Annotated in this window: 16 protein-coding genes; 9 read left to right on the top strand and 7 right to left on the bottom strand. The window is 69.9% G+C overall.

The features are described from left to right. Nucleotides 1–86: 86 nt before the first annotated feature. The 5 genes from RM423_RS05120 (at nt 87) to RM423_RS05100 (ending at nt 6,987) form a co-directional block, all read left to right on the top strand. On the top strand, nt 87–1,469 hold the full coding sequence (locus tag RM423_RS05120) for a class I SAM-dependent RNA methyltransferase (protein WP_311421923.1): 1,383 nt from the start codon (nt 87–89) through the stop codon (nt 1,467–1,469). A 50-nt stretch (nt 1,470–1,519) separates the two neighbouring features. Next, nucleotides 1,520–3,505: a 1-deoxy-D-xylulose-5-phosphate synthase gene (gene dxs, locus RM423_RS05115; RefSeq protein WP_311421922.1), complete on the top strand. Its 1,986-nt coding sequence runs from the start codon at nt 1,520–1,522 to the stop codon at nt 3,503–3,505. Between the two features lie 99 nt (nt 3,506–3,604). Then, complete coding sequence (locus RM423_RS05110; RefSeq protein WP_311421921.1) at nt 3,605–4,321, top strand: response regulator transcription factor; 717 nt, start codon at nt 3,605–3,607, stop codon at nt 4,319–4,321. A 2-nt stretch (nt 4,322–4,323) separates the two neighbouring features. Continuing rightward, on the top strand, nt 4,324–5,505 hold the full coding sequence (locus RM423_RS05105) for a sensor histidine kinase (protein WP_311421920.1): 1,182 nt from the start codon (nt 4,324–4,326) through the stop codon (nt 5,503–5,505). A gap of 15 nt (nt 5,506–5,520) precedes the next feature. Continuing rightward, complete coding sequence (locus RM423_RS05100; RefSeq protein ID WP_311421919.1) at nt 5,521–6,987, top strand: hypothetical protein; 1,467 nt, start codon at nt 5,521–5,523, stop codon at nt 6,985–6,987. An 11-nt stretch (nt 6,988–6,998) separates the two neighbouring features. Here RM423_RS05100 and RM423_RS05095 read toward each other — a convergent pair whose 3' ends face one another. From RM423_RS05095 to RM423_RS05080, 4 genes are all read right to left on the bottom strand, one after another. Next, entirely contained in the window at nt 6,999–9,110 is a 2,112-nt protein-coding gene (locus RM423_RS05095) for a 3-hydroxyacyl-CoA dehydrogenase NAD-binding domain-containing protein (protein WP_311421918.1), read from the bottom strand. A gap of 20 nt (nt 9,111–9,130) precedes the next feature. After that, nucleotides 9,131–10,390, bottom strand: a complete 1,260-nt coding sequence (locus tag RM423_RS05090) for a thiolase family protein (protein WP_311421917.1) — start codon at nt 10,388–10,390, stop codon at nt 9,131–9,133. Nucleotides 10,391–10,505: 115 nt separating this feature from the next. Next, a complete protein-coding gene (locus tag RM423_RS05085) occupies nt 10,506–11,852 on the bottom strand; it encodes an HRDC domain-containing protein (protein ID WP_311421916.1) in 1,347 nt (448 codons plus the stop codon). Further along, the gene (locus RM423_RS05080) at nt 11,842–12,462 is read right to left on the bottom strand and encodes a DUF3000 domain-containing protein (protein ID WP_311421915.1); all 621 of its coding nucleotides are present in this window, start codon (nt 12,460–12,462) and stop codon (nt 11,842–11,844) included. Before RM423_RS05080 ends, RM423_RS05085 begins: the two co-directional genes overlap by 11 nt. A gap of 108 nt (nt 12,463–12,570) precedes the next feature. Here RM423_RS05080 and hemE point away from each other — a divergent pair, with 108 nt between their 5' ends. Genes hemE through hemQ form a run of 3 tightly spaced genes read left to right on the top strand, consistent with a single transcriptional unit; the run spans nt 12,571 to nt 15,784 of the window. Beyond that, complete coding sequence (hemE, locus tag RM423_RS05075; RefSeq protein WP_311421914.1) at nt 12,571–13,626, top strand: uroporphyrinogen decarboxylase; 1,056 nt, start codon at nt 12,571–12,573, stop codon at nt 13,624–13,626. A gap of 21 nt (nt 13,627–13,647) precedes the next feature. Continuing rightward, nucleotides 13,648–15,102, top strand: a complete 1,455-nt coding sequence (gene hemG / locus RM423_RS05070) for a protoporphyrinogen oxidase (protein ID WP_311421913.1) — start codon at nt 13,648–13,650, stop codon at nt 15,100–15,102. Then, nucleotides 15,089–15,784, top strand: a complete 696-nt coding sequence (gene hemQ / locus RM423_RS05065) for a hydrogen peroxide-dependent heme synthase (protein WP_311421912.1) — start codon at nt 15,089–15,091, stop codon at nt 15,782–15,784. The genes hemG and hemQ overlap by 14 nt, the downstream gene beginning before the upstream one ends. A gap of 65 nt (nt 15,785–15,849) precedes the next feature. Here the strand turns inward: hemQ and msrB are convergent, their stop codons facing one another. After that, the gene (gene msrB / locus RM423_RS05060; protein ID WP_311421911.1) at nt 15,850–16,269 is read right to left on the bottom strand and encodes a peptide-methionine (R)-S-oxide reductase MsrB; all 420 of its coding nucleotides are present in this window, start codon (nt 16,267–16,269) and stop codon (nt 15,850–15,852) included. A 49-nt stretch (nt 16,270–16,318) separates the two neighbouring features. Continuing rightward, nucleotides 16,319–16,567, bottom strand: a complete 249-nt coding sequence (locus tag RM423_RS05055; RefSeq protein WP_311421910.1) for a hypothetical protein — start codon at nt 16,565–16,567, stop codon at nt 16,319–16,321. Between the two features lie 194 nt (nt 16,568–16,761). Here RM423_RS05055 and ligD point away from each other — a divergent pair, with 194 nt between their 5' ends. Next, nucleotides 16,762–17,823 (top strand): non-homologous end-joining DNA ligase, encoded by a 1,062-nt coding sequence (gene ligD, locus RM423_RS05050; protein ID WP_311421909.1) that lies wholly within the window; start codon nt 16,762–16,764, stop codon nt 17,821–17,823. A gap of 309 nt (nt 17,824–18,132) precedes the next feature. On the opposite strand, the gene RM423_RS05045 is transcribed toward ligD, so the two are convergent. After that, on the bottom strand, nt 18,133–23,553 hold the full coding sequence (locus tag RM423_RS05045; RefSeq protein WP_311421908.1) for a winged helix-turn-helix domain-containing protein: 5,421 nt from the start codon (nt 23,551–23,553) through the stop codon (nt 18,133–18,135). Between the last annotated feature and the right edge of the window lie 479 nt (nt 23,554–24,032).

Raw genomic sequence — 24,032 nt, 5'->3', positions numbered from 1 at the left:
TAGCGCTGTCAGCCCAGGTGACGTCGAGTCGGGTCGCCGTCGCCCGGCCGGCTGAGGACCCGCCGGGCGCCGAATACGCTGGAGCGGTGAGCGAACAGGATCGGCCCGCGCCCGTGGATAACCCGAGCTGGCTCGGTCGCCGAGTGGAGCTGCGGATCGAGTCCGTCGCTCACGGCGGCCACTGCGTCGCCCGGCACGAGGGCAGGGTGATCTTCGTCCGGCACACCCTTCCCGGCGAGCACGTGCTGGCCGAGATCACCGAGGACCGGGGCGGTTCGTTCTGCCGTGCCGACGCCGTCGAGGTCCTGGCCTCGTCGCCGGACCGGATGCCCCCGCCGTGCCCGTACGCCCACCCCGGCGGCTGCGGTGGCTGTGACTTCCAGCACGTCGCACTTGCCGCCCAGCGCGGGCTCAAGGCCCACGTGGTCGCCGAGCAGTTGCGGCGGCTGGCGGCCCTCGAATGGCCGGTGACCGTCGAGGAGCTGGGTAGCGGCGCTCCTGACGGGAACGAGCGGGCTGGGCTCGGCTGGCGGCGGCGGGTCCGGTTCGCGGTGGCACCCGACGGGCAGCTGGGGCTGCGGGCGCACCGGTCGCACACGGTCATCGCGCTGGACCACTGCCCGATCGGCGCCCCGGGTGTCGGTGACAGCAGCGTGCTGGGCGCGCGGTGGATCGGCGTGGACGAGGTCGAGGTGGCCGCTGACGACGAGGGGGAGGTCGCAGTGCTGAGCCACCGCGAGGTTCCCGTCCGGCAGTCCCGCGACCGAAAGCACCACGCCGGAAAGCAACACGGCGGAAAGCAACACGCCGGTCAGCAGCACGGACGGGGGACACGCACCAGGACGAGCACCGAGCACGTGGCGGGTCCCGAGCTGCTCCGGTACTCCGCCGGCGGCCGGCACTTCGAGGTTTCCGCCGGGAGCTTCTGGCAGACCCACCCAAGGGCAGCGGACGTGTTCACTGAGCAGGTGCTCGCCGCCGCCGAGCTGGCTGCCGGTGAGAAGGCGCTGGACCTGTACGCCGGTTCCGGCCTGTTCACCGCGGCCCTGGCCGGTGCCGTCGGCCCCAGCGGCCAGGTGCTGGGGCTGGAGGCGGCCGGCGGCGCGGTGCACGACGCCGCCAGCAACCTCGCCGCCCTGCCGTGGGCGCGGGTGCGCCGAGCGGCCGTCACCGGCGCGGCGGTCACCGCGGCGGTCACCGAGCTGGACGGGGTCGCGGTGATCGTCCTGGACCCGCCGCGTACCGGTGCCGGTCGCGAGGTGATGTCGGCGATGCTGTCCGCGGCAGGCGGCAGCGGACCGGCGCGGCCCCGGGCGATCGTCTACGTGGCCTGTGACCCGGCGGCGCTGGCCCGCGATATCCGCACCGCGACGGACGAGGGCTGGCAGCTGGCCGGCCTGCGCGCGTTCGATGCCTTTCCGATGACGCACCACGTCGAATGCATCGCCGTCCTGCGGCCGGTGGCCTGATCGCGCGGCACACCGGCTCAACTCCGGCACAGCCAGTAGGCTCCGGTCTTGTGAGCTCTGTATTGAATCGGCTTTCCGGCCCAGCAGACCTGCGCCAGCTCAGCACCGACGAGCTGGCCTTCCTGGCAATCGAGATCAGGGACTTCCTGGTCAGGAAGGTGTCCCGGACGGGAGGTCACCTCGGCCCGAACCTGGGTGCGGTGGAGCTGACGCTCGCGCTGCACCGGGTCTTCGACTCGCCCACCGAGCCGATCCTGTTCGACACCGGCCACCAGAGCTATGTGCACAAGATCATCACCGGCAGGCGCGACGGCTTCGACGGCCTGCGCCAGGCGGACGGCCTGTCCGGCTACCCCAGCCGCGCGGAGAGCGAGCACGACTGGATCGAGAACTCGCACGCCTCGACCGCGCTCTCGTACGCCGACGGTATGGCGAAGGCCTTCGACGTCCGGGGGGCCCGCCGTCCGGTCGTGGCGGTGGTCGGCGACGGCGCCCTGACCGGCGGGATGTGCTGGGAGGCCCTGAACAACATCGCCGGTTCGGACCGTCCCGTCGTCATCGTGGTCAACGACAACGGGCGCTCCTACTCTCCGACGATCGGCGGCCTGGCCAATCAGCTGGCCGGCTTGCGGTTGCGCCCGGGGTACGAGCGGATGCTGCAGAACGTCAAGGGGACCCTCGAGCGGACGCCGCTGGTGGGCCCCCCGCTGTACGACGCGCTGCACGGGTTCAAGCGCGGGGTGAAGGACCTGCTCGCTCCGCAGGGCATGTTCGAGGACCTGGGCCTGAAGTACATCGGCCCGGTCGACGGGCACGACCAGGCGGCCCTGGAGCACGCCTTCGGGCTGGCCCGGCAGTTCGGCGGACCGGTGCTGGTGCACTGCGTGACCCGCAAGGGCTACGGCTACGCACCTGCCGAGAACCACCTCGCCGACCACATGCACGGCGGCGGCGCGTTCGATCCCGAGACCGGGGTCTCGCTGAGTTCCGGTGGCCGCAGCTGGACGAAGGTGTTCTCCGACGAGATCGTCCGGCAGGGCCGCGAGCGCGACGACGTGGTCGCGATCACCGCCGCGATGCTCGACCCGGTCGGCCTGGGTGCCTTCGCCGAGGAGTTCCCGAGCCGCTGCTTCGACGTCGGCATCGCCGAGCAGCACGCGTTGACCTCGGCCGCCGGAATGGCAGCCGCCGGCCTGCATCCGGTCATCGCGCTCTACGCCACCTTCCTCAACCGCGCCTTCGACCAGCTGCTGATGGACGTCGGGCTGCACAGGGCCGGCGTCACGGTGGTGCTGGACCGCGCCGGGGTGACGGGTGAGGACGGCGCCAGCCACAACGGCATGTGGGACCTGGCCATGCTCGGCATCGTCCCCGGCATCCATATCACCGCACCGCGCGACGAGCAGACCCTGCGGACAGGCCTGGCGCAGTGCCTGGACATCGCCGACGCGCCCTCGGTGCTGCGCTATCCCAAGACCGCGCTCGGACCCGACATCCCAGCCGTCCGGAGCACCGGCGGGGTCGACGTGCTGGCCGAGCCGGACTCCGGTCCCGTCGACATCCTGCTCATCTCGGTCGGTGCGATGGCCGCCGACGCGCTGGCGGCCGCCGGCCGGATCGCCGAGGCCGGCTACACCGTCCGGGTCGTCGACCCACGCTGGGTCACCCCGGTGCCGCCTGCCTTGTCGGCGCTGGCGGCCGATGCCGGGGTGGTGGTCACGGTCGAGGACGGGGTCGTCGTCAACGGCGCGGGCTCCCGCTTCGCCCAGTTCCTGCGGGAAGGGAGTCCGACGGTCCATACTCGCGAGATCGGGATCCCGGTCGAGTTCCTGGACCACGGCAAGGTGGCCGAGGTCCGCGCCGCGATCGGGCTCACGCCACGGGGCATCTCCCGGCGGACGATCGAGTTCGCGGCCGCGGTGCTCGGCCGTGGAATCGCTGACGGCAAAGCCGGGGGCGGTGCCGCGAGCGGGGAAGGGACTGTGTTCACGACGTCGCCCGAGCTGTCTCGCCGCTCCGAGCACCGCCCGGACTGACGTCTGCTAAACATCGCGACATAACCCTTCGTGAGATCGTTGTTGGCTTACCCCTCGCCACACCACCGGCCGAGGTTCCCGGAGAAGGCGGAGACACCCGTGCGAGTACTCGTGGTTGAGGATGAGACCCAACTGGCCGACGCCGTCGTGCGCGGGCTTCGGCGTGAGGGAATGGCGGTCGACGTCGCCTACGACGGCGACGAGGGCTTCGGCAAGGCCACCACCACCCGGTACGACGTGGTGGTGCTGGACCGCGACCTGCCGGGCAAGAGCGGGGACGAGATCTGTCGCTCGCTCACCGACGAGGGCGTGCTCACCCGGGTCATCATGCTGACCGCCAGCGGGTCGATCGAGGACAAGGTCGAGGGGCTCGCGCTGGGAGCCGACGACTACCTGGCCAAGCCCTTCGCCTTCGCCGAGCTGGTGGCGCGGGTCCGCGCGCTGGGCCGCCGGGCGACACCCGCCGCCCCGCCGGTGCTGCAGGCCGGGGACCTGGTGCTGGACCCGTCCAAGCGGACCGTCACGCGCTCCGGACGCAATGTCGACCTCACTCGCAAGGAGTTCGGCGTCCTCGAGACGTTGCTCTCGGCGGCCGGAGTCGTTGTATCCAGTGAGGAACTGCTGGATCGGGTCTGGGACGAGCACGCTGATCCCTTCACCACCACGGTGCGGGTGACGATGATGACGCTTCGCCGCAAGCTCGGTGAACCGCCGGTGATCGAAACAGTCGTCGGCTCCGGATACCGGGTCGACCCGACGCTGGTGACAGCGGCCGCGGAGGACGACGAGTCGGAGGGGAGCTCGACCGAGCAGTGAGAGTGGTGCAGCCGACGCTGCGGATCAGGATGGCGCTGTTGTACGGCGCCCTGGTGCTGCTCATCGGCGCTGCACTTCTGGCGACGTCCTACATCCTGCTGGACCGGGCGCTGACCGAGATCGCGTTGCCGCCGAATCCCGGTGATGTGACCATCATCGACAACACCACCCAGGTCCGCACGATGTGGAACCCGTCCGAAGCCCGCGCGGCGATGCGCACGAGCGCCCTGCACTACCTGCTCAACAACGGGCTGCTGTACTTCGGGGTCATCGTCCTCATCGGCTCCATCGGCGGGTACCTGCTCGCGCGGCAGGCGCTGCGACCCGTCGCCCGCATCACCGCCACCGCCAAGCAGCTCTCCACCAAGACCCTCAGCGAGCGGATCAGCCTCGGCGGGCCGGACGACGAGCTGCGCGAGCTGGCCGACACCTTCGACGAGATGCTGGCCCGCCTGGACGCCGCCTTCGGCAGCCAGCGCAGGTTCGTCGCCAATGCCAGCCACGAGCTGCGCACACCGCTGGCCGTGATCCAGACCGAGCTGGACGTGACCCTGGCGGATCCGAACGCCCCGCCGGACGAGCTACGCCGGATGGGCGAGGTGGTCCGCGACGCCACCAACCGCGCGCAGCGGCTGGTCGATGCCCTGCTGGCGCTGGCCAGGCTGCAGGGCCGCGAGGGACAGGGGCTGGAGCTCAACGAGGTCGTGACGCTGAACGAGCTGATTCCGAACGCCGTCGCCGCCGCCCAGGCCGAGGCCGCGACCCGGGGCATCACGATCACCGCCGAGGGGGAGCCGGTGCGGACCACCGGCGATCCGCGGCTGCTGGAGCGGGTGATCGGCAATCTCGTCGAGAACGCCGTCCGCTACAACGTTCCCGGCGGCTGGGTGCGGATCGAGACGGCGCGCGAAGGCAGCGGCACGTCCCAGCTGTCCAAGATCGTGGTGCTCAACAGCGGTGTGTCGGTACGTCCGGACGAGGTCGAGGGCCTGTTCGACGCGTTCCGCCGCGGTGGCCGGGCGCGGACCGGGCAGCGGGGTGCCGGGCTGGGGCTGTCCATCGTCCGGGCCATCGTGGACGCTCACCACGGCTCCATCCAGGCGACCGCCCAGCCGGCGGGCGGCCTGCGCGTCGAGATCTCGTTTCCGGCATCGGCGGCCCAGTCCGCGTCGCTGATCAGCTAGCCCGCACCACACCTGATGACCCGACTGCACCCGCGGCTGCCGCACTGGACCGCCCATCCCGGCTTCGGGGTCGCAGTGCTGCTCGTGCTGGCCGTGGTCCTCATCGCTCACGGCGAGCCGCAACCCTCGTCCCGGCCGAGCGGAACGTCGGTCGGGGTGAGCGGAACCGCCACCGCGGCCGGGGCCATCCCGCCGCTGCTGGTGCTCCGGCCCGGCCGGGTCGAGCTGCGCGAGCACGGCAGCACCCGTCGGATCGGGCTGCCTTCCGGTGCGCGTCCGCGCTCGGTGATTTCCGGCCGCGGGCTCAGCGTCGTTCTTGCGGTGCTGGGCGAGCGGCAGCACGCCTACGCCATCGACGCCAACCACGCCGTGCACGACCTCGGGTACGCCGACGGCGCCATCCGGGCCGAGACCGGTTCCGCGGCGGTGATCGTCGAGACGGCCCTCACCGACCCCGGCCTGATCACCGCCCCGGACGTGTTGCCCGAGCCTGGCCGCACCAGCTCGGTGACCACGGCCGGCGGAACCGGTGGCCGGACCAGCGGATCGGAGCAGGTGAGACCGAGTCCGACGCCCACCGAGCAGCCCGCGCTACGTAACTTCTCAGCGCGCCGCTACGACGGCGCCGCCCGTCCGCTCGGCTCCGTGGTGGAGCTTCCACCGGCGACCCGGCTGGCCACGGACAGCTCGGTGGGGCTGGTGGTGTGGCAGCCCGCGAACCGGGTGTTCGACGCCGGCGTCGCGCTGGAGCCGCTGTCGGCCGCGGCCACGCTGATCCGCCCGGACGGCTCGCTGCGCCCGCTGGGCCCGGTGCATCCGCTGGCGGCCAACACCCGGGATCTGCTGGTGTGGGACGTGGTGGGGCGCCGTTTCGGGCTGATGCCGCTCAGCTACGTCACCTCCACCGCGACCAGTACGGCTTCGCCGTTGCACTCGCCGACGGATGACGCGTCGGCGTCTGGGCGCTCATCCCGCAGCGCCACCCCGAGCCCGACGCCGACCGCCGTGGCTGGTGTGCGCTGGTTCCAGCCGACCCGCGGCATGATCGTCGTGACCGGTCCCGCCTCGTTCAACGCCGACGGCACCGCCTTCGCCGTGTACGCCCAGGTCGGCTCGCGCCGGCGGCTGGTCGTCGCCGAACTGACCAACCTCGGCACCGATCAGGTCGAGGTGCTGGCCCTGGTGCGGGCCGCGCCCCAGACCTCTGCTCCACCGTCGCCCTCAGCCGTGATCACGCCGGGGTCGGTAAGCGGCTCGGGCACTCCGACGAAGTCGCCGTCCCCGACGGCCACGCCATCCATTCCGGCCCTGGAGCCGGACGGCTTTCCGATCCCGGCCCCGCTGACGCCGATGTGGTGGAACGACCTGGTGGTGGCGGTCGGCGTCGACGGCGCGGTGATCGGCTACCGGCCCGGTGGGCACCAGTCATCGCAGCTGGACCTCGGAATGATCGGTATCCGGGCGCTCGCGGCGGCTCCCTGATTCGGTCGCCGCTAGGCGGACGGGACGCTGGCCACGCCCGGTGCCAGGAAGCGCGTGCCGGTGACCTTCTCCGAGACGCCCTGGCGGTCCAGGTACGGCGTGATGCCGCCGAGGTGGAACGGCCACCCGCCGCCGAGCAGCATGCACAGGTCGATGTCCTGGGCCTGGGCCACCACGCCGTCGGCGAGCATCAGCTCGATCTCCTGCGCCAGCGCCGACAGCGCCCGGTCGCGAACCTGTTCCTCGGTCGAGGGTGAGTCGCCGGTGACGAACAGGGCCTGCACCTCAGGATCGATCTGCTGGGTGCCGGTGTCCCAGGTGTAGATGCCCGGCTTCTTGGCGGCCACCAGCCGCCGCAGGTTCTCCGAGATGGAGTAGCGGTCGGGAAAGGCCTCGTGCAGGGTTTCCGACACGTGCAGCGCCACCGCGGGACCGACCAGCGCCAGCAGGATGAACGGTGACATCGGCAGCCCGAGCGGGGCCAGCGCGCGGTCGGCCACCTCGATCGGGGTGCCCTCGTCCACCGTCGCGGTCACCTCGCCCAGAAAGCGGGTGAGCAGCCGGTTGACGACGAAGGCCGGGGCGTCGGACACCAGCACGGAGGACTTCTTCAGGGCCTTGGAGACCGCGAAGGCGGTGGCCAGCGCCGCGTCGTCGGTCTTGGCACCCCGGACGATCTCGAGCAGCGGCAGCACCGCCACCGGGTTGAAGAAGTGGAAGCCGACGACCCGCTCCGGATGCGCCAGCTCCGCCGACATCTCGGTGATCGACAGCGACGAGGTGTTGGTGGCCAGGATCGCCTCGGGTGACACGTACCGCTCCAGCTCGGCGAGCACGGTCTTCTTGAGGGACAGCTCCTCGAAAACGGCCTCGATCACGAAGTCGGCGTCGGCGAACGCGTCCTTGGTGAGCGAGCCGGTGACCAGGGCCTTGAGCCGGTTCGCCGTGTCGGAGGAGAGCCGTCCCTTGGCGAGCTGGGCGTCCAGGTCGTTGTGGACGTAGGCGACGCCCTTGTCCAGGCGCTCCTGGTCCAGATCCGTCAGCACGACCGGAACCTCCAGCCGGCGCACGAACAGCAACGCCAGCTGGCTGGCCATCAGACCCGCGCCGACGACCCCGACCTTGGTGACCTTGCGGGCCAGCGACCTGTCCGGGGCACCGGCCGGCCGCTTGGCACGCTTGTTCACCAGGTCGAAGGAGTACAGGCCGCTGCGCAGCTCGTCGCTCATGATCAGGTCCGCGAGGGCCTCATCCTCGGCGGCGATGCCGTCGTCGAACGGCGCGGTCCTGGCCAGCTCCAGTAGTTCCAGGGCGCGGTACGGTGCCGGCGCGGCGCCATGGACCTTGGCGTCGGCGATCGACCGGCCCTTGGTGAGGGCGGCATCCCAGCCGGCGCCGCGGTCGATCTCGGGACGGGACACTCGCACCGCGCCGTCGAGCACCCCGGCTGCCCAGCGCAGCGACTCCGCCAGGAAGTCCGCCGAGTCGAGCAGCGTGTCGGCGATGCCGTACTCGGCGGCCTGCTGTGGCCTGAGCATCTTGTTCTGGCTCAGGGCGTTCTCGATGATCACCTTGACGGCCTGGTCGGGACCGATCAGGTTGGGCAGCAACTGGGTGCCGCCCCAGCCGGGAACCAGCCCGAGGAAGCACTCGGGAAACGCGATGGCGGCCGCGGAGGCGGACAGCGTCCGGTAATCGCAGTGCAGCGCCAACTCCAGGCCGCCGCCCATCACCGCGCCGTTGACGAACGCGAAGGTGGGGACGTCGAGGTTCTTGATCCGGCGGTAGACCTGGTGACCGGACTGCGCAATGGCCAGCGCCTGGGACCGGTCCCGGATCAGCCCGATGCCGGAGATGTCAGCACCTACCGCGAAGATGAACGGCTTGCCGGTGACGGCCATCGCGGTGACCTTGGGGGAGTGCGCCTCGATGCCGTCCAGTGCCTCGGCCAGCGACCGCAGACCGCCGGGACCGAAGGTGGACGGCCGGGTGTGGTCGTGCCCGTTCTCCAGGGTGATCAGGGCGATCTCACCGGGAACGCCCGGCACCTCCAGGTAGCGCACCAGCGATCGGGTGACGACCTCGTCGGCGAGGTCGGGCGCGGCCCCTGTTGCTTGGCTCACGGAACTGTCGGTGGTGGTGCTCACTTGGTGTCGTCTCCCTCGAAGTTGGGGTTCTCCCAGATCACGGTGCCGCCCTGGCCGAAGCCGACGCACATGGCGGTGAGGCCGTAGCGGACCTCCGGGCGCTCGGCGAACTGGCGCGCGAGCTGGGTCATCAGGCGCACGCCGGACGAGGCGAGCGGGTGGCCCAGGGCGATCGCGCCGCCGTAGGGGTTGACCCGCGGGTCGTCGTCGGAGATGCCGTAATGGTCCAGGAAGCTCAGCACCTGGACGGCGAAGGCCTCGTTCAGCTCGAACAGCCCGATGTCGTCGATGCTCAGGCCGGTCGAGCGCAACGCCCGCTCGGTCGAGGGGATCGGGCCGACGCCCATGACCGCCGGGTCGACCCCGGCGAAGCCGTACCCGACCAGGCGCATCTTGACGTCCAGACCCAGCTCGTCGGCCGCTTCGGCGCTGGCGAGGATGCAGGCGGTGGCACCGTCGTTCAGGCCCGCGGCGTTGCCCGCGGTGACCCGGCCGTGCGGGCGGAACGGGGTCTTGAGGTTGGCGAGATCCTCATAGGTGGTGCCCGGACGGGGCGGCTCGTCCTTGGTGGCCAGGCCCCAGCCGAGGGACTCCGAACGCGTCGCGACCGGAACCAGGTCGGGCTGGATCTTGCCCTCGGCGTAGGCCTTGGCGACCTTCTCCTGGCTGCGCAACGCGTAGCGGTCGGCGCGCTCCCGGGTCAGGTGTGGAAACCGGTCGTGCAGGTTCTCGGCGGTCGCGCCCATGGACATCGCCGAGAGGTCGACCAGCTTGTCGGACAGGAAGCGCGGGTTGGGGTCGGCCGCCTCGCCCATCGGGTGGCGTCCCATGTGCTCCACGCCGCCGGCGATCGCGACGTCGTAGGCGCCGAAGGCGATGGAGCCCGAGATGCTGGTGACCGCGGTCATGGCGCCGGCACACATCCGGTCGATGGCGTACCCGGGCACGGACTTCGGCAGGCCGGCCAGCATGGCGGCGGTACGGCCGATGGTCAGGCCCTGGTCACCGATCTGGGTCGCGGCGGCGATGGCGACCTCGTCGATGCGCTCGGGCGGTAGCTCCGGATGGCGGCGCAGCAGGTCGCGGATGACGGCGACGATCAGGTCATCGGCACGGGTCTCGGCGTACATCCCCTTGCCGGCCTTGCCGAACGGGGTCCGCGCGCCGTCGACGAACACCACGTCACGCAGCTGTCGGGGGAGCCGCTGCGAGCTCGGCCCGGAGTGAGCGGTCGCAGCGGCGGTTGGTGAGGTCACAGCAGTCTCCCTGAGGTAGGTGCCCGGCCGGCAACCGTTCGGTTACCGGTGGGTAACTTGACTCTAGCGGGAGGTCGGCGCGCAGCGCAGCCCGACTCGTGCGATGTGCACGGTGTCAGGAAGCGGGCTGGTCCGGCGCCGCTGGATCCCCGACCGTGGGAAGTGGCGTCGCCAGGGCGGCGGTCAGACCGGCCGCCAGCAGGTCAACCTGCCAGGGGCGGCCACCGAGTTCGCTGAGCTTGTGCCGGACCGCGTCCTCGGTCAGCGGGCTCACCGAGCGCCACGCCAACCGGCGGATGACTTCACCCGCCAGCAGGTTCTGGCTGACGACCTGATGCTCGGCGGCGACGTCGGCGATCATCGTCCGGCAGGCGGCGAGCCGGACGGCGGCCGCCGGATCCTTGTCCCGCCAGCGTGACTGCGTCGGCATGGCGTCGGGATCGTTGCTGCCCTGGGCCAGCGGAGGCAGCTGATCCTCCGGCAGCTCCCGGCCCTCGGCCAGCGCGTCGAACCAGTAGTCGATCAGCTTGCGCTGCCGGGGGCCGTTGAAGACGCTGACGGCGGCAAGCTCGGCGGGCTTCTTGGGGTTGGCCTTCACGGCGGCGACGATGGCGGCGTCCGGAAGGGTCCGGCCAGGAGCCACGTCACGCTGGCTGGCGAGCCGGTCCCGGGCCTGCCACAGGGATCGGACCATGGCGAGCTGGCGGCGGGTGCGCAGGCTGTGAATGCCTGACACCCGGCGCCACGGGTCGCTGCGAGGCGCGGCCGGCGGGGCGTTGAGGACCGCCTCGCACTCCTGCTCCGCCCAGGCGACCTTGCCCGTCCGCTCCAGCTCCGCCAGCAGTACGTCCCGGAGCTCGATGAGCAGCTCCACGTCGAGTGCGGCGTAGTCCAGCCAGTCCGACGGCAGCGGGCGGGTGGACCAGTCCGCGGCGGAGTGGCCCTTCTCCAGCGCCACACCCAGGTACTGCTGGACCATGGTTCCCAGCGCGACCCGCTCGGAGCCGAGCAGCCGTCCCACCAGCTCGGTGTCGAAGAGGGTGCGGGGCCGCATGCCCACTTCGGCCAGGCAGGGCAGGTCCTGGGTGGCGGCGTGCAGGATCCACTGCGCGTCCGCGAGGGCCAGGTCGATGGAGCTCAGGTCGGGAAGTTCGATGGGATCGATCAGGACGGTGCCGAAGCCGGCTCGCCGCAGTTGCACAAGATAGGCCCGCTGGCTGTAGCGATAGCCGGACGCGCGCTCGGCGTCGATGGCGACCGGCCCGGAGCCGGCGGCGAGTCCGGCGGCTGCCTCGGCCAGCTCGGCCGGCGTGGTGAGCGGGCGGGGGGTGCCGTCGCGGGGACTGCGTAACAGCTCGGGGATGCCCGCGTCCGACGCAAGCCCCGTCTCGTTCGGAACCGGTTCGTCAGTGCGTCCGCTCGTCGGCCGGGCAGCCCCGCCGGAGCCGTTGTCAGCGCTCACCGAGAACGGCCACACCTTCCGGTGGCAATCCGGCGGCGACGCTGAGCAGGTCCACGAAGGCGAGCAGATGCGGCGTCAGGTCGGTGGAGGTGGCGGTCCAGGAGCCGCGCAGCTCCAGTTGGGTCGTGCTGGACGGACCGTGCACGTCCCCGAACCGGGTGGACGTGGTCTGGGTGACAGTTCCACCGACAGCGGTGGTCGGCGCGCCACGCTGCTGGAGGGACTCCGTCAGCCAGCTCCAGCCGACGGCCGGCAGCAGCGGATCACCGGCCATGTCCGCGGCCAGGTCGGCTTGGGCGTAGGCCACCAGGCGGATCTCGCCGTCCCAGGCCTCGGTGCCGTCCGGGTCGTACAGGACGACCAGCCGGCCGGTGGCGGAGTCGGGACCCAGCATGCCGATGTCGACGGCGACCGCGAACGACCAGGGCGCCAGCCGCTGCGGCGGCCGGAGCCGCTCCACCCGCGCCTCCGGTCGTACGGTGGTGGCAAGCAGCGTGCTCACGGCAGTACGGAAGGCTTCCGGGGCACTGCTCGGAACGGCATCGGCATCGGCACCGCCTTCGGCGGCCGGGGGGCCGGGGGCGGTAGCGCCGGGGTCGGGCAACAACATTGTGGATGCGGGTCCCTTCCGATTACAGTGGGCGCCCAGAACTTCGCATGACGCCCAGTGCTCCCGCGTGAGGCGCGCCGCAGCCGGCTCGTGCGACGATGGTGGGCGATGACTGAGATCGCCGCTGCTTCGGACCGTACGCCGCCTGCCGCCCGCTCACTACTCGCGCGCGCCGCCGCCGGTGAGCGGGTGCAACGACCGCCGGTGTGGTTCATGCGCCAGGCCGGGCGCTCACTGCCGGAGTACCGAGCGCTGCGGGCCGGATCGTCGATGCTCGCGGCCTGCCGGACGCCGGATCTGGTCACCGAGATCACCCTGCAGCCGGTGCGCCGGCATGGCGTCGACGCGGCGATCCTGTTCTCCGACATCGTGGTGCCGCTGGTGGCGGTGGGGCTGGACATCGAGATCGTTCCCGGCACCGGCCCGGTGGTCGCCCGTCCGATCCGTACCGCTGAGGACGTCGCCACGATCCGGCCGCTGGACCCCGGTGACGTCGCCGACATCGAGCTCGCGGTCCGCCAGCTGGTGTCCGAGCTGGGCGAGACCCCGCTGATCGGCTTCGCCGGCGCCCCGTTCACCCTGGCGAGCTACCTCATCGAGGGCGGACCGTCCAAGGACCACGCCCGCACCAAGGCGCTGATGCATTCCCGTCCGGACGTGTGGCACGCCCTGCTCGACCGGTTGGCCGAGATCTCCGCCACCTTCCTGACCGTGCAGATCGAGGCCGGGGCGTCCGCCGTCCAGCTGTTCGACTCGTGGGCCGGCGGGCTGTCGGCCGCGGACTACACCGAATTCGTGCTGCCGCACTCGCAGCGGGTCTTCGCCGGCCTGGCCGGTCATCCGGTCCCCAAGATCCACTTCGGAGTGGGAACCGGTGAGCTGCTGGACCTGATGCGCACCGCCGGCGCCACCGTCGTCGGCGTCGACTGGCGGACCCCGCTCGACGTCGCCGCCCAGCGCATCGGCGGTGGAACCCCGGTACAGGGCAACCTCGATCCCGCGCTGCTGCTGGCGGACTGGCCGGTTCTCGAGGCCGCCGTCCGCCGGATCGTGGACGAGGGCCGCCGCGCCCCGGGCCACATCTTCAACCTCGGCCACGGCGTGCTTCCCGACACCGACCCCGAGACGTTGACCAGGGTCGTCCACCTGATCCACTCGCTCTAGTTCTACCCAGGAGCCAACCTCGTGCCCAGGATTGCCGTGGTCGGCGGCGGCATCGCCGGACTGAGCGCCGCCACCAGGATCAGCCGGGCACGTCCCGATGCCGAGGTGGTCCTGCTGGAAGCCTCGCCCAGGGTCGGTGGCAAGCTGCTGCGCGCCGAGGTCGGCGGCGCCTGGGTGGACGTGGGCGCCGAGGCGATGCTGGCTCGCCGGCCCGAGGGCGTGGCGGCGGCGGTCGAGGCTGGGCTGGAGTCCGAGCTGATCCAGCCGCTGACCACGGCGGCGCTGCTGCGCAACCGCGGCCGCAACGCCCGGTTGCCCGTCCGCACGCTGATCGGGGTGCCGGCCGACCTGGACGCGGTCCGCGCCGCCGGCGTGTTGAGTGCCGAGACCCTGGAACGGATCGAGGCCGAGCCGGCCGGCGGCCCGTACCCCCCGCTTACCGACGATGTTTCGGTCGGCGACCTGGTCAGTGAACGTTTCGGCGCGGAGGTGGTGGACCGGCTGGTCGATCCGCTGCTCGGTGGGGTGTACGCCGGACGAGCGGACGCCATCTCGCTCGACGCGGCCATTCCGGGGCTCGCCGCGCGGTTGCGGACCGACGGTGGGTCGCTGCTGCGGGCCGCGGCCGCGAGCCTGCCGCCGCCGGCTGCTGCTGGCTCAGGTTCGGGTGGTTCCGGTCCCGCCAGCCTGCCGAAGCCGGTGTTCGCCAGCGTGGCAGGTGGGCTGACACGGCTGCCGGAGCAACTCGCTGCCGGGGCGATATTCAGCATCCGCAGGTCCACCGCTGTCCGGCGAATCCGGCGCACGCCGGACGGCTTCGAGCTCAGTCTGGGGGCTGTGCCGGTCACCGAACTGCTCACCGCGGACGCCGTCGTGCTGGCGACCCCGGCCAGCAAGGCCAGCATGCTGCTCACCGACCTGGCACCAGTGGCCGGCGCGGAGCTCGCGACCGTCGAGAGCGCGAGCATGGCCATCGTGACGCTGGCGTTTCGCGGCCTGCCGACCAGCGCCCTACCGGCGGGCAGCGGCCTGCTGATTCCTGTCGTGGAGGGGCTGCGCGTCAAGGCCATGACGTTCTCGTCCCAGAAGTGGCCGGGTGTCGGTGCGGAGTCCGGCGTGTTCCTGATGCGCGCGTCGCTGGGCCGGATCGGCGAGGAATGGGTGCTGCAGCGCGCCGACGACGAGCTGGTGTCCATCGTCCGGGCGGAGCTTGAAAGCATCACCGGGCTGGCGGCGACGCCGGTCGACACCCACGTCCAGCGCTGGGGCGGCGGCCTGCCGCAGTACCCGCCGGGTCATCTGGCCCGAATCGAGCGGGTGCGTGCGGCAGTGGCCGAGGTGCCCGGTCTCGCGGTGTGCGGCGCGACTTATGACGGGGTCGGCATCCCTGCCTGCATCGCCTCAGCTCACATTGCCGCGGACCGGGTGCTGGCCGCGCTTCCTCCATCGGGACAATGGATTAATGGTCGACGGTAAGCAGGCTCGCGAGCTCAACGATGTCATCCGCTACACCGCCTGGTCGGTGTTCTCGGTCAGTACCCCGATCGGCGCTGCCGACCGGGCCGCGCTCGCCAGCGAGGTGGACGCGCTGTTCGCCGAGTTCGCGGCCGCCGACATCACCGTGCGGGGTGCGTACGACGTGGCGGCCCTGCGCGCCGACGCCGACCTGATGATCTGGTGGCACGCCGAAACCGCTGAGCAGGTGCAGAGCGCGTACAGCCGGTTCCGGCGCACGAAGCTCGGCAGCCACCTGACGCCGGTCTGGTCGGTGATGGCGCTGCACCGGCCGGCGGAGTTCAACAAGAGTCACATCCCGGCGTTCCTCGCCGAGGAGCAGAGCCGCAAGTTCGTGTGCGTCTACCCGTTCGTCCGGTCCTACGAGTGGTACCTGCTGCAGGACACCGAGCGCCGGTCGCTGCTCGCCGAGCACGGCAAGATGGCGCGTGACTTCCCGGACGTCAGGGCGAACACCGTCGCCTCGTTCGCGCTGAACGACTTCGAGTGGATCCTGGCGTTCGAGGCGGATGAGCTGCACCGCATCGTGGACCTGATGCGCCACCTGCGCGGATCGGAGACCCGCCGGCACGTGCGCGAAGAGGTGCCGTTCTACACCGGCACCAAGCGCACGATGTCCGAGCTGGTGGAGTCACTGCCTTAAAGCGGTACGGCCGTACGGGTCGTACTGCCGTAGCCGGCTTCGATCACGCCGGCGGCACCGGTCGCTTATTCGTCAGCCGCGAAGCTCATGCTGATCGAGTTGATGCAGTAGCGCAGGTCCGTCGGCGTGGCGTAGCCCTCACCCTCGAACACGTGGCCCAGGTGGCTGTGGCAGTTGGCGCACACCACCTCGACCCGGCGCATTCCCCCGCTGCTGTCCACCCGTTCGATGATCGCCTCGCCCGCGAGCGGTGAGAAGAAGCTGGGCCAGCCGCAGTGCGAGTCGAATTTCTGGTCGGAACGAAACAGCTCCGCGCCGCACGCTCGGCACGAATAGATCCCGGTCCGGTGATTGTCGGTGTACTCGCCGGTGTAGGGGCGCTCGGTGCCTGCCTTGCGGAGCACGGCGTACTCGGCGGCGGACAGTTGCGCGCGCCACTCGTCGTCAGTTCTTGTGACTCTGGGAGCGGTCTGATCGGTGGTCATACCCTCGACATTACCGAGCGCCATTACCCAGTGGTGGCGGTCGCGCGTCTCACCAGCTGGTGAGCATCACCAGCACGCTGAGAGCGATCGGCGCGAGAATGAGAACGACCAGGATGATGGCCATCGGCCGGGACACCGCACCGCGGCGGCTGAGACCCGCGGCAAAGTCGCCCATCATCCGGATCTCGCCCTCGGGGGAGTACGGACTCACCGCTCGATCCAGGTTCGGATCGAGATAGACGATGTGCTGCCCCGTGGAAGGTGGCTGCCGTTGGGGCTCGCGCGGTTCGGTATCCACTAGCACAGCATGCCTTGTTCGGCGTCGCTGCCGTTAGTCCGTGAACATCAGAGCCCGCAACCGGGTGCGCAGCGCGAGTGCCGCCGGCTCGCGCGGGCCGGCTGGTCCGCGTCGGGGAGCGCTGAGCCGCTCGGCCGCGATGGTGCTCCGGAACCAGTGTCCCGAGAACTGCCCACTGCCAGTACGGTGCGGGGATGGCATCGCCGTTCACCGAGGTTCAGATAGGCGACCGGACTGTGCGGGTCAGCAATCCGGACCGGGTTTATTTTCCCGAGCGGGGCGAGACGAAGCTCGACCTGGTTCACTACTACCTGTCCGTGGGCGAAGGCATCGTCCGGGCGCTGTACCAGCGGCCCTGCATGCTGCACCGCTACCCCGAGGGCGTCGGCGGCGAGAAGATCTATCAGAAGCGGCTGCCCAAGGGGGCGCCCGACTGGGTGCAGACAGCGGAGGTCAGCTTTCCGTCCGGGCGCACCGCCGACGAGCTGTGCGTGACCGAGGTGGCCGCGGTCGCCTGGGCGGTGCAGATGTCGACGGTCGAGTTCCACCCGTGGCACAGCCGCCGCGCCGACGTCGAGAAGCCGGACGAGCTGCGGATCGACCTCGACCCCCAGCCCGGCACCGGCTTCGCCGAGGCCAAGCGGGTGGCGCTGGTGGTGAACGAGGTGCTGGCCGAGCTCGGGTTCGTCGGCTGGCCGAAGACATCGGGCAGCAAGGGCATCCACATCTACGTCCGGATCGCACCGAACTACGGGTTCCGCGAGGTGCGCCGGGCCGCGCTGGCGTTCGCCCGGGAAGTGGAGCGCCGGGCTCCCGACCAGGTCACGACCGCCTGGTGGAAGGAGGAGCGTGGTGAGCAGATCTTCCTGGACTACAACCAGAATGCCAAGGACCGGACGATAGCGGCGGCGTACTCGGTGCGCGGCTTCCCGCACGGGCCGGTGTCCGCGCCGGTGACCTGGGATGAGTTGCCCGACGTCGAGATGCGCGACTTCACCATTGCGACCATGCCGGAGCGGTTCGCCCGGTTGGGTGATGTGGGCACGGGGATCGACGACGTCCATTTCGACATCGATCGGCTGCTGGAATGGGCGGATCGCGACGAGCACGATCACGGCCTGGGCGATGCCCCGTACCCGCCGAACTTCCCGAAGATGGAAGGCGAACCACCAAGGGTTCAACCGTCGCGCAAGAACAAGGCGAACTGGACTGGCGAATCGACGGCAAGCGGCGTCGAGCCGCAGCAGCTCGATTGACCCGTGCAGATCGCCGACTATGCGCGGGCTCGGTACTCGAGTCGGCGGCGATTGCGCGATCAATATGCTCGCGATAGCGGGCCTGAGGCACATGACATTCAACATCTATAGCAGCTGCCACGTGCGGGTGCCCCAGCCCAAGTGACGTGACACCGTTGCGTGCAGCAGACCCCTGCTGGCCGGATGCGGCGTGCTTCCGAACCCGTCTTCCTCATCGACGAAGCCCCGGCGGCACGCCGTCTCGAATAGATCGGTAAGAGGCAGCGTGAGAGCGCCGCAATACTTTCATACGAGCCAGCTCCGGTCTGGCTACTCCGAGTACGGGGCCAGGCGGCTGTCTCCTGCCACGACGAGGGCATCAACTGTCCGCTGCCAGCTATTTAAGGCTCCAGCCGCTTGGGCCGCTGTTCTGATCTCGATCAGCCATGGCGCGACAGTATAGCAGCGGTTGGCAACTGCCGCCGGGTCAGCGAGCACTGCTCTCCAAACCCATGGGAGCCCGACGCGAACCTGCTCGTCTGCGGGCAGCGACGAGGCGATGAACCGGACGAGCCTGTCGACGCACTTCGGCTTACCGGCTGCAACACCCAGCCACCGCTCGACCGTGGTGTGCGCAGCGGCGGGGTCCCACCAGGCGATGGGCTTCCCGGCGTGCTCCGCGTGAAGGTAGCTGCCTTCCCCGGCAAACGCGGGCAGCAGCGCAGCCATCGTCCAGTCACGGTCGTCGCGGTGAAACGGTGTGTGTCCCGAGTCGTGCGCGTCGAGAACGTGTTCGACGATGGTCGGCCAGATCCGATGGGCGGTGTCGGCGCGGCGAGGGCCTTCCTCGGCAGCGGCGGAGATCGCACTGAGCGTGTGGTGAAGACCGGCGGGATTGTCCACGTAGGCGTCAACGTGAGCCAAGATGGCGGCGTCGTCGTTGACCGTGAGCAGGGCACGCGCTGAGGCGAGCGCGTGAGTGCCTCGCAGGTCGGTGTCACGGTCCTGCGCGAGCAGTGCACGACGCTGCGCGTCGATCAGGACGCCAAGCAGCGCGCTGGCTTCCGCAGCTACGCACGTGTCGGTGGCGGCAGCTTGGCCGAGCGCGCGGATCGCCGGGTCGAGCCGCGACACGTAGATGTCCTCGCCAGCAACGGCCGGCAGAGTGTCAACGACAGGGTCGGCAAGCACCTCGATGGAGTGTTCCTGCCGCTCCATGCTCCAAGGCCCGAAGACGCACTCCCGCATCATGTCGGTCGCGATCCTCAACGCGGTCTGATGGACACAGGCGGCGTCGTTCGTGCACGGTGCCGCCCACACGTGGTCGAGGCCGCGAGCGATGAACAGCCTGGTCTGGATGACGTTCGAGGCAGCCAACGCGGCGAGCGCGGCCTCGATTCGCGTGTAGGCGGCCGTGCCATCAGCCCCGTCGACGACGCGGCGCACGTGGTCAGCCGCCGGAGTCAGCAGGAGCGGCAGGGCGCGGGCCGCGCTGCGGTCTGCCCCCTGAGAGAAGTAGGACTCCTCGATGTCGTGATCTCGAAGCGGCGGATCGTTCTCACCGATCCCCAGCACGATGTCGGCGGCAATCTTCACGCTCGCGTCGGGCAACGGCAGCCCGTGACCGAGGTGCTCCTCTAACGCCACCAAAGCAACCGCAGCAACTCCGTCCACGTCCATCTCGTCCAACCCTTGCGGGTCGTCCATCAGCGCGGCCGCCGCGTCCAGGTCAGCGACCAACGCTTCGGTTGTGACCGGTTCCGCGGTGCGGTCCTCCCGGTTCACGTGATAGCGAAGGGTCAACCGCATCGCTTCCTGGCTGCGCCGGACCCATCCCAGCCCCTCGGACAGGACAGCGGTCACCTCCGCCGGCGGGTTGCTCTCGATCACCCAGCCCTCGTCCGTCTCCGTCGTCGAGTAGGTGGCCCGGTCGAGACCGCTCGCCCACCCGCGGACCGTGTTCAGCTCCATGTTGGCGGCCTGCGCCGGTACGGCGTCACCGAGCTGCTCGATTCGTTGACGGAACCGGTCGACCAGTTGCCGCCCGACACTGCGAAGCTCCTCGGCTCGTTCCGGCCCAGCGGCGAGCACCAGGGACATCGCCGCTTCCCGCAGCGACCACTGCTGCCGTTCCGCGTGAACAATTCCGTCTGACGATGCCCGGAAGAAGCCGTGGTCGTGCGTGATCCGGTTGAACTCGAAATGCCACACGTCCGGCTCGGCAAGGAATCGGTCCAGCAGCTTCCCCGCTTTGTCCAGGTGCCGCACGAGCAGCCCGACGACCAGCGCGACCATCGCGACGTTGTCGCACCCGTCGAGCAGCATCGACACGAGCCGTTCCAACGGCATCCCTAGCCCGATGATGTGGTCGCAGACCCGCTCCAGCGCCTGCAGCGCGCTCATGCACGGATACGGCCCCACGCCGGTCCCTCGATACCAGTTCCACACGTTGCCGTCACCGACGTACGCGTGAGGGACGCCCGTGATGGTCAGCTCGGTGCGGAACTGGTCAAGATCAGAGTCTTCCACCGGCCCGTAGTAGCCGTAGCCGCTGGCCATCGTCCGGGCGCGCACCAACGCCGCATGGTTCAAGATCCGGTTCAGGGCTGCTATGCCGCCAACTGGATCGTTCTCGAACAGCGCCATGAACGGTCCTCGCCACGACGCGGCGTGCGGAACCCCGATGCCCCAGAAGTTGTGGTCACGCACCCCCTCGTCGTTGATGTGGCCGCCCTGACCGTCCTGCTCCTCATCGAGGTAGTACGCGAGCACCATCTCGGTGAGGAACCCCTGGCGGTATCGGCCGAGCGCATGACCGCAGGTGACGCCTTCCATCGCAGGCTTCAAGTCCTCCGGCGCGGCCTCCGCAACCCGCCGCAACAACGCCTCTCCGTCGGCACCAAGATCAGCGCCGAGCAGCGCGAACAACTCCACCACCGTCTCGTCGGTGATCTCCCGCGAAATCGCCGGCCGTTCCCGACGCGGACGGCCGCGCGGGTACCCGATCTCCTGGAACAGTGAACGCGGCAACTTCTTGAAGCGGGCCTCCCGCTCCGCCCGCTCCTCGTCCGTCATCGCGGCTGCCCTTGCCGCCCGCTCCGCCTCACGCTCCTCATCGGCGACACGGAGCCGCTCGTCGGCCACCGCGCAGAAGTCCACGAGCAAGCCACGCAACTGCTCGCGCAACGCATAGCCAGACGGAGTCTGCGATGTCGCGAGCGACCGCAGCCAATCCATGAGCAGCGTCCGCTCAGGCTTGCTGGACGCCCATGGCGTCTCGTCCTCCAGCAGCGACTCAATGAGCGGCTCGACCGGAGCCACCCGCACGAACTTGCTCTCATCCCGCAGCCGCTGATCCACCAGCCGAACCAGTCGCTGCACCCCCGCCCCGTCGTCTGCCCGCAGCTGCGGCCACGCGTCCCGCAACACCGCCCGCGGATCACCGAGCGTCAGCAGTGCCTCCCCCGGCACATCCGCCCAACGCTCCCCATGCCCAGCACCGACCAGCTCGTTGAACCGGCCCTGCCACCGCATGAACCGCCCCGCCGCCGGATTCCCCGGGGTGTCGCCCGCGACGAGCATGGCCTGGCACGCCAACCGCGCCGCCCCCAACGCCCACCGAGGCACCCCCGCATCCACAAGCCTCTTGATCACATCCTCGGCAAGCAGCAGGCGCGCCACCGCATACCTGCGCAGCTCGTCATGCGCGAACTCCGGAGCCGGCCGGTACGGGTTGTCCTGCGGGGTGCGCAGCAGCCCGTCCTTCCGCAACCCCTCAACCGCATCCGGATCCAGCGTCACCGCAGCGTCGAGCTGGTCACGACCATCAAGCACCTGACGAGCAAGCTGCAACATCACAAGGTTCCGCGCGCCCGGCGTCCCCCGGTCGCTCGCCTCACGCCGACGCACCAGCCCGGCCCACACCTGCTCCATCGCGTCGAAGTCGCTGACCGGCACACCCTCGACCCCGCCGCGCACCAGCAAATCAACCAGCACCGGGCGACGCAGCAGCTCTCGCGACGACGGGTTCGCCGCCATCGCCTCCAACTCGCTCAACTCAGCCACCACCACGTCGACCTGCGCGTCGGTCAACGGCGGAACTGCCACCTCGACCACACCCTGGCCGACCGAACCAGTCAGCGTGTCGACGACCAGCTGCTTCACATCGCTCGCCGTCACCGCCACCACATGCACGTCCGCCGTGACCGCGGCGTTCACTACGTAGGTCAGCAGCTCCTGCCGACCCTCACCGACCGCATCCGCCCCGTCGACGACCAGCAGCCGCGTCGGCGCTGACATCTCCGCAAGCAACCCCTTTAGCGGCACCCCGAGCAGCGCCTCGAACTCAAGGACCGTGCCCGGCAGGTGCCGCAAGTTCATGCACACCACCTGCACCGCAGCAGCCTGAACGTCCGCGCCGCCCTCGGCGGCCGCCTCACCGGCGTCCTTGCCGGTCGCAGTAACCAGCCTCAGCGCAACCGCCGATTTCCCAACACCAGACTCGCCATGCAACACAACACCAGCCGACCCGACCGCCGACGTCGTCAACGCCTCGACCACATCGCTCCGGTCCAACCGAACCCGACGCACACGGTCCACCGACACGATCTCGTCGCCGACCGCGTCACGAGCCTGCTCGGCGAGCAGCTCCAGCGCTCGCCACCCCGCCGCGTGACGGCCAGCCTCCGAATCCAGCAGCTCATGAACCCTGCGTCGAACCATCGACACATCCACCAACGCAGCCACCGGCGCCCACTCGTCCGCCAGCGTCAGCAACCGATCCCGGAGCAGCGTCCCGCCATACAGCGTCCCCTGCGTCGAGAACGGCCGCAGCACACGCGGCAACGCCGCCCAATCCGAATCGTCCGGACCCTCCATCCGCGGCGACAACACCACCAGCCGCCTCAACAACTCCCACGTCCACTGCTCAACCACGTCCGTCGGCGGATTCTGCTGGCCAAGATCAACAAGCGCCTTCTCAACCAGGCCCTCGATCTGCTTGAGACGACCCTGCACCTCGGTGTTGAACTTCCCCGCCGTGCGCACCAGCGTGAAGAATCCGGTCGCCCCCGACTGGCCCGCGGCGGCCCCGACGAGCACCTTCAACTGCTCCGTGTGCTCCTGCGCACCCGACACCGCCAAACCAAGCCGCAACTCCGGCCCATCTGGCTCCGCGAGCATTAGCTGCTGCACCAAGCCCTTGAACAACTTCTGCGACTTCACGTTGCTCGTCTGAAGGAGCGGGGTCCGGCGGGCTGCCAACGCCAACACCAGCGACGGCTCCGCCTCACCCTCAAGCGCCGCCCTGACCACCACGTCATCCACGGTGAATTCAGGAGCCTGCTGCAACGCGACCGACACGACCACCCGGCTCGACCCCAGCCCCGCAGCCGTATCACCAGCAAGCAGCCGCCCCAAGTAATCGGCCACGACCTTCCGCTCGAACGTCACACCCGCGCCACCGGACGACGCGGGACTCGCCACCTCGCCGCCCGCCTCCCGCAACCACGCCCGAACCAGGTCGCAGTCCATGTCGAGCCCCCACAACTTCGCCCGACCCACCGTGCTCGACCGCACCAGCCCAGCAGCCTCAAGCAACGACAGATGGTCCGACGCGGTAGTCGGCGACACCTTCAACTCACCCGCGATCGCCCGCCCCGACACCGGCTCGACCTGACCCGCCACCGCACTCAGCACCGCGAACCGGTTCTCACCGAGGGTCGACCGCAACATCTCTGCCACACCAGCCATACCGCCACCCTATACATGTCCAGAATATTTGGACAAGTGATGTCCATAAATTTGGACACTTTACCGAGAGGTCGGGCGTCGTCCAACCTGCTGCTCCGAATGCCCATGGGACCCGCAGATAGGATTCGCAGGCATTCGCATCGCCGTGCCACCGCCGTTCGATTAAATCCAAACGGCGACATGATCACGTCGCCGCAGGCTGGTGTAGCGCTGTTCCCGGCAGCCTGCGGCGCTTAGACCTGGCTCAAAGTCACTGACCCATCGAACATAGTGATCAATCTGGACGGTGATGGCATTCCCGAGGCTTCACCCGATATCGACGGATCTTGCGCGTCCGCGCAGGCTCTGCATCACGGAAGGGGGAGCACTACCTTCGCGGCCGAGACGCAGTTGAGTCAGACGTTCACTGTGTGATGGGGATTCGGCAACGCCGTGTCCGCTCAGGGGTGGCTTGGGTGCTGCGACCTCGCGGTCGGCGA

The organism is Jatrophihabitans lederbergiae (assembly GCF_031845305.1).
GTDB classification, from domain to species: Bacteria; Actinomycetota; Actinomycetes; order Mycobacteriales; family Jatrophihabitantaceae; genus Jatrophihabitans_A; species Jatrophihabitans_A lederbergiae.
The sequence above is the reverse complement of the archived record's forward strand: the minus strand, read 5'-3'. Positions and strand labels throughout refer to the sequence as shown.